This window comes from Pseudoalteromonas phenolica, assembly GCF_044788725.1.
GTDB lineage: Bacteria > Pseudomonadota > Gammaproteobacteria > Enterobacterales > Alteromonadaceae > Pseudoalteromonas > Pseudoalteromonas phenolica_C.
Window position 1 is genome coordinate 692,174 of record NZ_CP173162.1, and the last position, 14,346, is coordinate 706,519.

At 40.3% G+C, this 14,346-nt stretch carries 14 protein-coding genes; 5 read left to right on the top strand and 9 right to left on the bottom strand.

Translation table 11 applies throughout. The features are described from left to right. Positions 1–28: 28 nt before the first annotated feature. The 5 genes from ACH784_RS20555 to ACH784_RS20575 all read right to left on the bottom strand — a co-directional run bounded on the left by ACH784_RS20555 (position 29) and on the right by ACH784_RS20575 (position 4,336). Positions 29–472 carry a GNAT family N-acetyltransferase gene (locus tag ACH784_RS20555; protein WP_404395579.1) on the bottom strand — a complete coding sequence of 148 codons (444 nt, stop codon included), beginning with the start codon at positions 470–472 and terminating at the stop codon, positions 29–31. 10 nt (positions 473–482) lie between these two features. Beyond that, entirely contained in the window at positions 483–1,799 is a 1,317-nt protein-coding gene (locus ACH784_RS20560; protein ID WP_404395580.1) for a DUF2252 family protein, read from the bottom strand. A 156-nt stretch (positions 1,800–1,955) separates the two neighbouring features. Further along, positions 1,956–2,144: a DUF1272 domain-containing protein gene (locus ACH784_RS20565; RefSeq protein ID WP_404395581.1), complete on the bottom strand. Its 189-nt coding sequence runs from the start codon at positions 2,142–2,144 to the stop codon at positions 1,956–1,958. A 9-nt stretch (positions 2,145–2,153) separates the two neighbouring features. Further along, complete coding sequence (locus ACH784_RS20570; RefSeq protein ID WP_404395583.1) at positions 2,154–3,389, bottom strand: peptidase S41; 1,236 nt, start codon at positions 3,387–3,389, stop codon at positions 2,154–2,156. After that, positions 3,386–4,336, bottom strand: coding sequence for a GlxA family transcriptional regulator (locus tag ACH784_RS20575; protein ID WP_404395585.1), 951 nt, complete (start codon positions 4,334–4,336; stop codon positions 3,386–3,388). Before ACH784_RS20575 ends, ACH784_RS20570 begins: the two co-directional genes overlap by 4 nt. A gap of 459 nt (positions 4,337–4,795) precedes the next feature. Between ACH784_RS20575 and ACH784_RS20580 the strand changes: the two genes are divergently transcribed. The 4 genes from ACH784_RS20580 (at position 4,796) to ACH784_RS20595 (ending at position 8,617) form a co-directional block, all read left to right on the top strand. Beyond that, complete coding sequence (locus ACH784_RS20580; RefSeq protein WP_404395587.1) at positions 4,796–5,470, top strand: TorF family putative porin; 675 nt, start codon at positions 4,796–4,798, stop codon at positions 5,468–5,470. Between the two features lie 143 nt (positions 5,471–5,613). Continuing rightward, on the top strand, positions 5,614–6,417 hold the full coding sequence (locus tag ACH784_RS20585) for a substrate-binding periplasmic protein (protein ID WP_404395589.1): 804 nt from the start codon (positions 5,614–5,616) through the stop codon (positions 6,415–6,417). A gap of 99 nt (positions 6,418–6,516) precedes the next feature. Then, positions 6,517–6,996, top strand: coding sequence for a ribonuclease E activity regulator RraA (rraA, locus tag ACH784_RS20590; RefSeq protein ID WP_404395591.1), 480 nt, complete (start codon positions 6,517–6,519; stop codon positions 6,994–6,996). A 724-nt stretch (positions 6,997–7,720) separates the two neighbouring features. Then, positions 7,721–8,617: a hypothetical protein gene (locus tag ACH784_RS20595; RefSeq protein WP_404395593.1), complete on the top strand. Its 897-nt coding sequence runs from the start codon at positions 7,721–7,723 to the stop codon at positions 8,615–8,617. Between the two features lie 168 nt (positions 8,618–8,785). Here ACH784_RS20595 and ACH784_RS20600 read toward each other — a convergent pair whose 3' ends face one another. The 3 genes from ACH784_RS20600 to ACH784_RS20610 all read right to left on the bottom strand — a co-directional run bounded on the left by ACH784_RS20600 (position 8,786) and on the right by ACH784_RS20610 (position 11,846). Then, positions 8,786–9,847: an ABC transporter substrate-binding protein gene (locus ACH784_RS20600; RefSeq protein WP_404395595.1), complete on the bottom strand. Its 1,062-nt coding sequence runs from the start codon at positions 9,845–9,847 to the stop codon at positions 8,786–8,788. A 93-nt stretch (positions 9,848–9,940) separates the two neighbouring features. Next, positions 9,941–10,723: a substrate-binding periplasmic protein gene (locus ACH784_RS20605; protein WP_404395596.1), complete on the bottom strand. Its 783-nt coding sequence runs from the start codon at positions 10,721–10,723 to the stop codon at positions 9,941–9,943. Next, positions 10,716–11,846, bottom strand: coding sequence for a porin (locus ACH784_RS20610; protein ID WP_404395598.1), 1,131 nt, complete (start codon positions 11,844–11,846; stop codon positions 10,716–10,718). Before ACH784_RS20610 ends, ACH784_RS20605 begins: the two co-directional genes overlap by 8 nt. Positions 11,847–11,940: 94 nt before the next feature. Here ACH784_RS20610 and ACH784_RS20615 point away from each other — a divergent pair, with 94 nt between their 5' ends. Next, entirely contained in the window at positions 11,941–13,818 is a 1,878-nt protein-coding gene (locus ACH784_RS20615) for a methyl-accepting chemotaxis protein (protein WP_404395600.1), read from the top strand. A gap of 39 nt (positions 13,819–13,857) precedes the next feature. Here ACH784_RS20615 and ACH784_RS20620 read toward each other — a convergent pair whose 3' ends face one another. Further along, positions 13,858–14,346: a GNAT family N-acetyltransferase gene (locus ACH784_RS20620; protein WP_404395601.1), complete on the bottom strand. Its 489-nt coding sequence runs from the start codon at positions 14,344–14,346 to the stop codon at positions 13,858–13,860.

The window sequence follows — 14,346 nt, forward strand, 5'->3', positions numbered from 1 at the left end:
GGTGTTTAACGCTATGAAAGTCGCAGGCTTATTTAATAAATCTGCACATACCCAAGCCTAAAGGCACCCCGGTTCTTGAGCAATAGCCGAACTTTTCATAAAAGGCTTCTTTGTTGTATGCCGCAAATAAGCCAATAGTGGCTCCTGATTGAGCTGTATTCTCTAAAAAACTTTCAATTTGGTTCATTATCTGAGCGCCAATGCCTTGCTGCTGAAAATCAGGGTTAACCATAATATCCTGAATATAGAAATACATAGCGCCATCGCCTACGACTCGGCCATAACCTAGAAGCTGAGCGCTTTTGTGAACACACACATGAAAAAGCGAGTTGTCTAAACTTAACTGAGCTACCTCATGCGCGGGGTTAGCCCAGCCTATTTTTTCACGCAAAAGCAAAAACTCATCGACACTAGGTGCTTGATGAGTAATGATTAAATTAGAGGTATCTTTCTTTATTAAACAATGAGTCATTAATCACCAATCATTGGAGTTTTTTACTGAGTGCCTGTTCAACTAAATTTTTAGTAATAAGCCAATCTTCTCTCACTTGTTGAACGTATCCATTTGCGGCTTTGATTAGTGACTGAGTTTGTTTTGGCAAACATTCAACAATTGCAGATTGAAAGTCCACAGAGCGGCGATCCCCACGCATATGCGCGAGTGCCAGCGCTTCGCCACAGCTCAGTGCATATTGAATAACGCCGCCTTTTTCAGCTGCTCTTTTACCTAACATAAAGTGCTCAGAATCAATGCCTACGCGGGCGTGGTGGCGTGAGCGAAGTAACCAATGTTTGTCTTGCCAAATTGCATCATCGAGAATTAAGTCGGGTCGGCGTTGCATTTTTCTTTGACAATTTACCGTTAAATGCGCCGCAGAGAGTCGATTGTTTACAGATACCTTTGGAAAGTATTTTATGGGAGCCGCTTCTCTTTGCTGTTTTATTTCAACAATATGCGTTTTAGCTGCATCATGGGGCTGGCTCGGGCCCACTAAAACATAGTAGCGGCCTAAATTATTTGAGCCTGTGCCCGCGTTATGACGCATGACGATGTCGAGTATTTCATCATCCATAAAAGGCCTGAATTGCATGTACAGGCTCTCATAGATGTCATCAGGCAAAGGAATAAACTTTTCAGGGTTTTGTTTAAATCGCCATTGCACTAAATCAACTTCTTTAGCCAAGGTGCTTTTAGTCATAAAGGCTTCGCCACCGACTACTCTAGTGAGCGCTTTTTGCCAGCGCTTATACAAAATATGACCTTTTGAAAATTCAGTGAGTGCGGTTTGACTATTGTTTTTCTGCTGTAATGAACGCTCACAAGTTTCGATATAAGCCGTTAAAAAAGCTTGCTGCGCTGAATGTACTAGCTGTTCATCAGCAAGGGGTTTTGCTTTGAATTTTTCACACTCAGACTCTGCCTGAATTTGAGCGGCCTCGGCATGCGCAAGTGGTAGGCTAACTAAAAATCGGAATAGATCCCAACTGGCATGGCCAAAGCAGGCATCATCGAAGTCATTCGGTGAAAACACCACGGTTTCACCGTGGGAGCCTTCTTCGCTTAAAAACCCAAAGTTACTGGTATGACAGTCGCCCATAATGGTCGTAAGAGGAAGGTTTGATAAAGCTTCTGGAAGCTGAATAACTTGGCTTGCGATATCTCGATACATAAGTGGCGCTGAGCCGCGTAAAAACTGAAATGGGCTATTTACCATTTTCTGGTGTTTTGCAAGCTCAGGTGAAGGGGCGGATCCGTCATGATCTGTGAAATATTGTACCAGCGTTTCTTGTCTTTCCACGAGTATTCCTTTGATATATCTTTACTCGCTTTTATAAATTTTGCGAGCAGTACTTAATCTTCATTGTAACCATAAATACTTTGCTCGCAATAATAGAAATCAGTTCAATGTTCTGTAGTGCAATTAAAAGATTGTGCTAGCCCTTACTATGTTTGCTCAGCGAACTTTTACAGGGCGAATAGGCCTTGCTTCAAAGTTGCCACCGCAGTTGGGACACACATTATCAAACTTAATTTCTACACAGTGTCTACAAAAAGTGCATTCATAACTACAGATCATCGCCTCCGTTGAATCGGCTGGTAAAGCTTTATCGCAGCATTCGCAATTAGGTTTTATTTCAAGCATGTATTGTTCCTATTTTTCAATTTCAGCCAGCACGGCAGCGAGTACACGGTCTTTGCCCTGCTGATAATCTATCCATGAAGTTTCAATCAAAATATCAGGGTAGACAGCATCTGTATCGTCAAAAAGAAACGGGTAATAGCGTTTTGATACACTCAACTTCCTTTTCGAGTTAGGTAAAACGAAGCGATGGCTTTCGGAGAAGTTGTTTGGATCACCACCAGTCGGCGTGCCAAAAATTCGCGCATTAAGAATTTGTTTAAACTGTACGGTGTTACTCATTGCCGCAGAGAATGTGTGTTCATCTGTGAGAACAAACACACCTGTTTTCCAATCAAATTGGTCCATAGGTAACAGGCAAGATGAAAAAGCCAAACCAGTGTAAAAATTGCCGCCGCCATTGCCTCTGAAATCGATAATCAAATACTTTGATTTCGCAGCCATTAATTGTTTTTGCAGTGCTTTGCACTCAGCAATGACCTGCTCAAAACTGGGGTAGGCGTTAAAATCAAAGTAAGCGACTTTGTTCTCTTTTAACAAGCTTAGAGTTACACCCGGCATGCCAATATCTAGCTTATTTAATTTATCGGTGTGATTTTTAAAAGCGGAACTGAGTTTGGCAAATTCACTCATCGCAACTGGGGTTATTTGTTCGCTAAGCGTATTGCCCTCAAGCTCAAATACAAATTGTGCCGCAGCTTTCTCTTTTACAAGACCCAGACCCAATAACAGCTTATGTAGGGTTAAATAAAATTCAAAGCGGGTTTTGGCACTAAATTGGTTATCGACGCCAGGCAACATAGGTGTGATTAACTCAAAGAGTGCCTCAACAGTTAAGCCATTGATGGTTTTGAGCTCAGCGCCGATAAGGTGCTGATATGGCTTAGTTGCATCAATGACACGTAGTTTTTTATTAAAGAACTTATACCTAAGCGGAAAGTGCTGGTGAGGCCCTGACATCATAAAATAGTTAGTGTGTCCGTCCCCAATAGCACCTGTTATCGCCATTAGCCGCGCTTCTACTTGCGGCTCGCTTAGTAGTGGTAAATCTTGTTTGAGTTCTTTCAAAAGTTTAGCAAAGTCACTCTCAGCAAGGGTATGAAATGGTTCAATATGCTTGGTTCTGACTTGGTTTTCATAAAAGTTAATGTCTTCTAGCCAAGCTTGTTGTTGCTCAGTCGAAAGTGTGTTCGCATAGGTGGCAAAGCTACACAAGGCGATTACGAGTGATTTAAAAACGAATTTCATGCGTGAGTGCCCTTAGCATACTGTGAAGGTGAGAGGCCAAATTGCTTTATGAAAGCACGGCGGAAACTGTCGTAATTGTTAAAACCTAATTTTTGAGAGATAAACTGCAGGCTGATGTTTTCTTCACACAATAGATCTCTGGCGTGATTAAGTTTGAGTACCCGAAAATAATGACTCGGCGTGCAGTTAAGATGCTGTTTAAATAGTCGAGTGAGTTGTCGCTCGCTCAAGCTGCAAAACTCGGCCATACGGGTGACGGTGACAGACTTATCTAATTGTGTACTTAACCAATCAATTAATGGCGAGAGCTTTAAACTTTCACCGGATTGTAGTGCTAAAATATCTGAATATTGCTGCTGTGAACCTGCTCGTTGCAGATACACCACCAAGTCTTTGGCGACTTTAGCAGCCATGCTATTGCCATAGTCTTCGCGAATAATTGCTAGTGCCAAGTCAACACCAGAAAGCACCCCGGCTGATGACCAGATATTTTCATCGCGAATAAAAAGTGGATCAGGCGTGACGGTTTTATTTGGGTTCTGCTTCGCTAGGCTTTCACAATGACGCCAATGTGTTGTAATCGTCAGGGCTTTATCATCAAAGAGTTTGGCGAGAATAAACGCCCCTGTGCAAATGCTAAAGACGCGTTTTGCTTTTTTTGCTATGTCAGAAAGCGCATTGAGTTGTTTAGTAGTTAGTTGCAAGGTACGCATGCCTGTGCCCCCACAGATGATCAAATCGTCATACTCAAAGTCATCACTCAGACAGTAATCGACAGACAGGCTTTGTCCGTAAGCGGTTTGTACAGGCTGTTTGCTTATCCCTAATAGTTTACATTGATAGGCATTGGCTTGAATGCTGTTCGTTTCCATAAAAGCATCAAGCGGGCCAAATAGGTCAAGGGCTTGAAAGCCGTCGGCGATGAAATAGACTTGTTTGATGGTCATATAAGTTGTTCTATAAAATTAGACTCTTTGATTAAGCCTATAATAACGTGATGAAATGCGTCGTTTAAAACACAAAAACGACAAAAAAAGACATTTTGTGAGTGTGTTCGCCAAAGCAAATACGTTTTCTGCAGGAAAATCAGAGCGTGTTGGTCTTTGCTGTCTTTTCGTTTTAATCAAAAAAATGCCCCGACGAGCGGGGCGATTGGGGAAGTTATATTTCAATATTAGTATATGGTTATATATTTTCAGGTTGATTAAGCGTAAAGCACATAAAAACAGGGTTAAGTATTACCGTCAATAACAGTGTAGATATTTTGGTATTAACAACAAGGTATTGCTTAATGTTACTTAAAGGTTAAGTGTTTCTGTTTTGGAAATTGTCTATTCAATTTATTTACAGTGGAAATTTTTGTACTAATCTCAGTCTATAAGGGAAATTTATTATTGAGTTAAACCATGAAAAAACTGACTTTATACACACTTTGTTTATGTACTTTTCCTGCGCTAGCAGACACATCTGTTACAGTAACCGGTGTGTCTGATTATTTGTTTAATGGGGTAAGCCAAACTCAAGAAGATCCAGCCATTCAGGCCAGTTTTGATTGGTCGGGAGACACAGGGTGGTATGCAGGTGTCTGGGGTTCTAATGTAGATTTTGGCGAAGATACCAATATTGAGTTTGATGGTTATGTTGGCTATTACACAGCTTTAAGTGAAGTTCTTAATCTTGATGTAGGTATTGCGCAATACACTTATCACGGCGCAGATGTGAGCTCCAGTTACAATTATGCTGAGGCTTATGCCAAGTTTAACTATGGCAATACCAATCTTAACTTTTGGTATGCGTGGGACTACTTTGGTACTGGAGCGGGTCATAGCATTGTGATGCTGACTCATAACTTCCCTATTAACGAGTCATTCTCGATTGATGTAGGGATCGATTATTCTATGAGTATGGATGATGATAAATGGACCTGGGAAGGAACTGATGATGACTACGTACATTGGCGAGTGACAGGTAATTACTCTGTCAGTGGCTGGGACTTATCGTTAGGTTATGAAGACACAGACCTTGATACCTATGGTGATTCAACCATTTTACTCACCGTTGGTCGTACTTTTAGTTTTTAAATCTCTCACTTCTGATGCCATTTTCAATATTCGAAATACATTTTGAAAATGGCAATTATCTTTTTTCTTTCTATGCTTTAGTTAGACACAAACTTGAAATATGAGTTTTTCATAATGTTATTTTTTATCTAAGGTGTTGTTTGATGGGTTTAAGATGTCTCGCTTTGCTACTGCTCTGCTGCTCAGCTCATAGCTTCTCATCAGAAAACATGCTGACCATCTACACTGAGGAGTTTCCTCCTTACAATTACATTTATAAGGGAAAGGTTGTTGGCGTGAATGCCGATATTGTTGCTATGGCTTGCGATATCGCCGATATAAAGTGTGAGTTTGCTTTATACCCATGGAACCGGGCAATGACATTGAGCCTTAAAGATGCAAAGAGTGGCTTGGTTTCGACTTCAAGATTACCCAGTCGAGAAGCAAAGTATCAATGGGTTGGTCCTCTTATCTCAAGTCCTGCCTGCTTTTATAAGCTTGCATCCCGAGATGATGTGCATATATCAAATAAACAAGAGTTGGCAAACTACACCGTGGGTTTACATAAAGGCGATGCTTATGAAGAAATCCTCAAGCATTGGGGATTCAAGGAGCATATAAACTACATTCCTTTTTCGGAAAAATTTGACGAAATAAGGGCCTTCACAGAAGGTAAGCTAGATTTATTTATTGCCTCGGCAAATAGCTTACGGTTTCATATTCAAAATTACCGATTGAGAGAAGATCAAGTGACTCCCGCATTTGTGATTAGCGATCCTCGTTTAGGGGGCAATTACTTGGCGTTAAATAAGGCTGTGCCTGAAGGTATTGTTTTGCGTTTACAAAATGCCATAGATGAAATTTATGCCAAAGAATTAGACTTACCCATTAAAGCCCGTTACCTCGAAACCATCACGCAAATTTCTGAGCAAGAGCTCACATTAGAAGCCCGTTGTACACATCAATAATATGCATTTTATGAATAGCGGCTATTTGCCTAAGAGATTGTTATTTTGCAACTTTAACTGCTTAAGTAAATGCTAATTAAATCTAAATTGGAACTAAACATGGCTGTTTTTACGACCCCAGATCTGTACGATGAATATGGCGATACTTTGCAAGTTATGGAGCATGGCTTGTCACACTTTGGTAAATCACGCTATATGAAAGGCCAAGCCGTGATTATTCACTGCCCTGAAGATAACAGCCTAGTTGGCGAGTGTTTAAGGCAACCGGGTGACAATAAAGTTTTAATTGTTGATGCACAAGGTTCTAAATCATTTGCTTTTCTTGGCGATAACCTGGCTATATCTGCCATTAAAAATCAATGGTCAGGCATTATCGTAAACGGCTGTGTTCGTGATGTAGAAATATTAAAAACATTGCCCTTTTGTGTCATGGCGCTGGGTCACGTTCCGCGTAAAACCAAAAAGCAAGGCTTAGGCAGTATGCTAAGCTCACTTACTTTACTCGGTGCAGAGGTGTCAGAAGATGATTGGGTGTATGCCGACGAGAATGGTGTGGTGATTAGTAAAATGGAGATTTAGAGGGGGGATTAGTTTGATATCGCGTTGGCGACGGCAACCAAAGGGCGCTAAGTGATTCAATTCGACATAGTGCAGTAATTCATCCCTGAAGCATCTGCCTGTCGGCGTCCGTGCCTCCACTCAAATTGCAAGAATCCATTATTTAAAAGGAGTGTTGGTTTGTTGTCGCATTGGCGACGGCAACCAAAGGGCGGCTGCCGCCTACCGCCCTCTGGACTCCCACGGCGCCCCTATATCTCGCTAAATCTTCAAATAACTAATTGTTGTGAACGTAACCGCGATGTATTCGCCATCCTTGGCGAAATCATCGCTTGGCTCGCATCCATGCGATCGCATTACTCATCAATTACTTATTTTCAGGCGTGATACAAGGGGAAAGTGTGTTGTCTGCTGTTTCTGTTTTCCATGGTTACAAAATGCAAGACTAGACCTTATTAATTGTTAAAGCGCATTCAGCGTAAAACTAAAAAGCAAGGTTTAGGCATTGTGTTAGGCAGGCTCGCTTTGCCTTGTGTAGACGAGCAAAATGTGGGAGTAGTAAAATGGAGATTTAGAATTAGTTTTTAGGTTGGCTGTTGTGAGTGAGGGCAGAACGTTGATATAGCCTTCATCAACATGCAAAATGGAAGTTCTGACATTAGTTTTTTGTAACTAAAATCAGGTGGCCGCATAAATACACCTCGCTTTGGGTGTTGGTGAACGAAAGGAAACAAATAATTTTACTATGAGCGAAGATAACGAAAAATTTATTACGATCTCTAATCAAGATGACTTGGACTATTTGATTAATAGAATTGAAAATGGACCGTTACTTTCGAATTCGTTCAAATTCGAAGATAGAGATTTTTTTCTTAGACTGCTTGTATATCTAAATATTAAGGAAGAACAGTTCAGGGAAAAATATTTCTATTTTAACAAAAGCCGTAATTTACATATTTCAGAGAGTGAATTTGGATTCGTATGGATAAGTACATATGGGTTAATCGCAAAAGACAAAGAAACCAACAATAATCTAGTCAACGCTTGTGTGAATCAATATACCGTATTGTCTCTTGTCATTGATAAAGCAATTGAAATTGCAGGAAATGAAAATACGTACGATGTGGATGGTTATAATTTCGGATATTTGAGTAGATTATCTCCTGCGTTATTTAATAACGTATTGTTTTATATAGAAGTTGTTTTTAAAGCATATTTGAAATTGAGTGGGACTATGTTTCCACATACCCACGAGCTTTCGAAACTTTATTCGCTGGTAACAAAAACAATGTTTGAAAAGAATCATAACGATTCACTCTTTCACGCTTTAGTTGTAGATGAGTTCAAGAAAATTATTGAATATATAACTTCAATACCTGGCGACTTCAAAGAGCATTTTGTAAAGTATGATGATAATTTAAATGACAACACAGTGATCTTATTCGATCTTGAGTATCTTGTAGGGATACGCAATACCATTGATATAAGTGAAGACTTTATTTATAACTATTATCTTGAAGGTGAGAACTGTTTAAATCTTAAGCCTGGATTATTTGAAAAGTTAATTGGCAAAGCAAAAACTGAAACTGAAAAGGCAAGGGTTGTTAAGGTATATAGCCATTTGGTAGCTAAAGATAATTAGTAATGGGTTATTTAACGGTTTGAAAATAAATGGTGGGCTCCCAATTGGCTATATTTTCTGGTGAGTGTGCTGTAACCATCTTTAACTTTAGACATATACTTTGCTCTTGGGCCTATTACCCTCAGTAATTTAAACCAAGACTTATTCAGCCCAAGTCTTTGATGACTACTACTCACAAATCAAATTGTCGATAGAAAACGTGCGCTTGGTGTCTGAATCGCTTAAGAAGTCGGCAAAGTTACAATGGTTAAAGCGTTTTTGCTGTAATGCTGACATGAAGGCTTTGTAGGATTTGATGTTACTGTGTTGAAAAATCGAATGCTCAACTCTTTCAGGTTGCCTTTTTCCTTTAGATAACTCTTTGATCATAACCATGGCATAAGCGCCTAGCGTGACATGACCGCCAACAGACACGGCTAATCTGCCCTCGGGAATATCGTCATCCCAGTTTATGCCGCCAATTCGTATTGTTGGTAATAAGTTGTAACTCGCTACTGCGGAGGTTGCCCCACAGGCCATGGCATCATTGGCTGCCCAAATAATATCGACTTTTTGATGTTTTAAAATGCCTTTTACTTTTTCATAAGCATGTTGCTTTGACCAGTTTGCAACTGTGTTATCAATTAAGCGCACTCCAGGGTGAGAATTCAAGAAGCTATTAAGTCCTTCTGCTCGGGCAACAGAAGCAGGAGAGGTTGTGTCACCATGAAGAGCAAGCACATTGACCTTACCGTGTGCAGTTTTATTTGTAATTAATGAATCATGAAGTTGTTCGGCTAAAGAAAAGCCTGCATCAAAATTATTCGGGATCAGGCTGCCCGCGTAATATTGTCTTTGTTCTGCAGAAAGGGAGCTAAGCTCTTCATCTGAGAGGTCATTGAGTAACATAAATACTTGAATTTTATGTTTGGTGATTTCTTCAACGAGTTGGATCGCCACCCCTTTTTCATTCACCAAAACCGCAAAGTCAGGCTTTTGCTTGATTACATCTTTAGCAAATGACTTCATGAGAATATGATTACGATTGGCATAAATGGTGGTTAGGTTGATGTCTAAATCTTCAGCAGCTTCTTGCATGAAATAGTTCACGTTAGGCCAAAAGTAACCCGTGGGATTATTTGAGGGATGGCCTGGATTTAAAAACATCACGTTGAGAGGGCGCAATTCACTGGCAATGGCTTGGGCATTTAAAATAAAGGTGATAATACAAAAACAAAAAAATCTGATCATAAATTTGTGTTGCCCAAAACAGAAATACAACTATAAAGCTGACAATGAATTAATTAAACACAGGATTAGATAGAATGTAAAATTAACTCAGCCTTAATCTTGATACTTTTTATGTTGTTCTTTTACCATGCCAATGGCGAGGTTTAGTTTATTAATAAAGTCGCTCTTGTAGGGAAAGTTACCATGAGGACTGTTACTAAAGCCGATATGGGCAGTCTGTCGGCTGAGCTCGTCTTCTTCATTAAAATTACTTATATCCATTTCAGGGAATTTTGCTAAGTTGTGCTCTATTGCGCGACTATCATTTACATAACAATCGATTTTGCCATCAATCAGCTTGTGTAAATTGGCATAAGTACTTTTGTTTTCCCAGACCTTAATTTTTTCTTCGGCAATGAGTTTTTTATATTTATCAGTAAACATAAGGTAGCCTGCGTTTATACCAATATTAAGTGGTTTGCTTTGCAGCGCGTTTTTGCCTTGAAAAACCGACTTTAGCGAAATGTGCTTGTTACAAACAGCAACAACTCTTTCGGTTAACAATGACACCGAATAAGGGCCAATATAGGGTCTAGCCTGTCGATGGATATAAGGGGGGAGAATTGCAAAAGCATGGCCTAGTTCTATTTCTTTGAGTGCGCGTTTCCATGGCATTGATTCGAATTCAATTTGGTATTCATCAATCAGTAATTGGCTCGCTTTTTTGATCATCTCAATATAAATCCCCCGGGGTTGGCCATTAATGGCGTAGCTATAGGGTGGGTAGGCTTCATCGACAATAATTTTTACCTTTATTGGTGAATCAGAGGTGCCATGAACCTGCGCAGAAAAAATTGCACTGATCAAAAGTGCTAACACTAAGCGTAACTTATTCATCTAAAAACTTTACATAGTCATATCTAAAGCCAACAGAAATAGAATCAAACCCCGAATTATTGGCAAAGTCTTTGGTTAAATACTCTAAATGAAAGCGAAGTTTGTCAGCGGGCAGCCACTCAAGCGTGACGTTATAACCGTCAAAGCCATTTCCGCTACTATCTTGGCCGTCGTCAAAATCAAAATAGCCGAGTTTCAATTTGTAGTGTTTGGTAATTGGGTAACCTAATGAGATATCGAATGTTGAGCCATCTCGGTCATTACTTGTGATGCGATCATAATTTTTATCTTGATAACCTACGGCTATATAGAGGTCTGATGGAAAAGTGTAGGCGCCTGAGAAGGCTAAAATGCTGTTCTCACCTAAGTGTGTTTCGCCGTCATACACTTGGTTGTTTTGATAAGTCATCGCCAAGTGTAGGTTATCGACATCGTAACTTAGGCCTGTGTTAAATAAATCTGAGTAATTATCGCCATTTTCACCATCGTATTGTGCGCCTGCTTTAAAGGTAAAATCACCGAATTGTTTTGAGTAGGTGAGAAAGTTGTTTACGAAGAAAATGCTCTCTGGGTCGTAGGCAAATGGACTACTGGCATGATTAAAAATATCAATATACTCAGCAATATATAAGTATTGTGCGGGGCGTTGTTTACCTATGCCTACCTCACCAAGGGGCGTGTCGAGTGCAACATATACTTGCCTTGCTTTTCCAAAGTCACCGTTGTTAGATAAATCTATGCCCCATTCGCCATGTAGTGTGGCTTTAAATTCATTCGAGAATTGGTGGGTCGATTTAATGCCCATATGCGATAACGCATCTCGGACATCAATGGTGCTTTCACCGGCATTATCAATATAGCCGTAAGTAGGCCTTATGGTGGCGTAAAACTTTAGGTCTTTGCCAGACTTAGCCTTACTTGTTTTATCCATACTCGGTTTTGGCGCTGACTTTTTAGCTACCGGGTGATTTGCTTGGGCTTTTTCAAGGGCTTCTATTTTTTGCTGCAATAATTTTAATTGCGCTTTTAGCAAGGCTATTTCGTCTTGCGTATTTGAAGCTGCTGATACGTTTACTGCATAGATAAGACTTAACAAGGCGGCGACATAAGCGATGCTTCTCATAAGAATTCTCTGCAAAAGTGCGTGTTTTTTTCAGTATAGTTTATATTTACACAATGCTGACGGCTTTCTTGCAGAATTCAAATAAGGCTGAGAAATGAAGATTAGGTCTAAGTTTTCGGTGGTATCTGGGGTTGTAGTATTTGTGGTAATTTCGCTACTTGCGCTTTCAACATATATTTTGGTTGAGAATAGCTTAAAGCAAAAAACACAAGCCTATGTGGTCGATAATACCGCTTTACTCAGTAGTAGTATCAGTAATTGGATGGCTGGAAAAGCTGCACAAATTCGCATTCTTAAGCATCAGCTTGAAGCCGACTTTTCAAAAGATAATTTTCAGAAATCCCTCGAAAATAATGCCCTAAGAAATGAATTTTTATTGGTGTTTGGCACCTTAGCAGATGAACGAGGACTTCGCTCTAATAACAAAAATCGCGTAAATCCACCTGAGATCGACTTTAGAGAGCGCGCTTGGTACCAGCAAGCTAAAAATACTCAAGGAATTGTGTTTACACCGCCTTACGTTGATGCGGCTACAAAAGAACTTCTGGTTTCTATTGTTACGTCGGTAAATAGCGCTGGTTTTAAAGGCGCGATAGGCGGCGATTTATCTTTGCAAACCATCGCCGATAGCGTGAATACCATTAACTTCAACAATACGGGGTTTGCGTTTATTGTAGACGGACAAGGCACTATTATTACTCACCCCAATGCCAGCTTAAATGGCAAGTCTAGCCAAGCTGTGTACGAACTTAGTCCAAATAGACAAAGCGAAATTCTAGAGTTGAGTCATCAAGGCGAAGATAAGCTGGCTTACTTTTTACCGCTCGATGACAGTGCTGGGGTTGATTGGTATTTGGCGGTGTTACTCGATAAGTCACTGGTTTATGAGTCTTTGTCTACTTTTACCAGTCGCACATTTATCTTTGCGGTATTTAGCATTGCGCTATGCGTATTTTTATTAAGAAAACTTGCTAAACATTTATTGAGCCCACTTGATACGTTAGAAAGTGCAATTGGCCAAATCGCCAGTGGCGGCGGTGACTTAACTCGCCGTTTAAATGTGCACACTGAAGATGAATGCGGGGTTGTGGCTAATAACTTCAATCAGTTTTTATCTTATTTGCAACAGTTGGTGTCAGACATTAAGCACAAAGCTGAGAATATCACCTCCGAAAGTAATCATGCCTCTCAGTTATCAATGCAGTCATCTGAGTCTCTCAATCAGCAATATTTGTCGATAGATAATTTAGCGACAGCAATGAATGAAATGAGCACAACGTCTTCCGATATAGCTGCAAGCGCGCAAGATGCAGCGACTTCTGTGACCGCGGTAAATAAGACAGCAGATGAGAACAAACAGGTCTTTGCAAAAACAACCCAAGATATTGTGCAGTTGTCGGCGTCTATTAGTTCGGCTCAGCAGCTCAGTAGTGAACTGGCTTCTTATAGTAATAACATTGAGCAAATTCTTTCTGTTATTAACGGCATTGCAGAGCAAACAAACCTGTTAGCACTTAATGCGGCAATTGAAGCTGCACGAGCGGGTGAGCAAGGTCGCGGTTTTGCAGTCGTGGCCGATGAAGTGCGTACATTGGCATCAAGAACGCAAGAATCGACGACTGAAATTAAATCTATGATTGAGCAAATTCAGCATTACTCTTCGCAAGTACAAACGGCGATGGATGAAAGTAAAGACAAAGCAAATCGCTGTGTTGAACATACACAAATTGCCAGTGATTCTTTAGAAGTTATATCGAACGAAGTAAAAGAAATTATGGACCGTAATATTCAAATTGCCGCGGCCATTGAAGAGCAAAGTGTGGTAATTGAAGATATTAATAAAAACACCATTAGTATTCGTGATATCAGCCAGCAAGTAGATAGTTTTGCGCACGAACAGATCACCGCCAATGAACAACTACTGGGGGACGTGAAGTCGCAGCAAAGCTTGTTGAATAAGTTTATTGTTTAAGGGTGTTTTGCGGCTAATATCAATCCTCTAGGATTGGTATTATTCATCGCTCAGCCACTTATACATAATGAGACTATCAACATAACCTAACTTCGGGTGGTTATAGGCTTTTGGAATTTTGCCAATAACCTCATAGCCGAGCTTTTGCCAAAGCGATACCGCAACGGTATTAGTTGAGACCACAGAATTAAACTGCATGGCCTTAAAACCAAGCGCTCGGGCGATTTCTTGAGAGTGCTCACAAAGATGTCTTGCTATTCCTTTTCCTGCAGCCAAAGGTGAGACCATATAGCCGCAATTACAAATGTGTGAGCTTGGCCCCATGGCATTGGCTTTTAAATAATAACTCGCCAGAACTTGTCCTTGCTCTTCGTAAACGAAAGATTTTAGCGGCGCTTCACACCATAGTGAATATGCGCTCGACTCGTTCATGTCTGGGTCAAAGGCATAAGTTTCTTGGGCTTGAATGATACGCTGAAAAGTTGGCCAAAATGCGGAAAAATCTGCTCGTGTCATTGCTCTTATCAT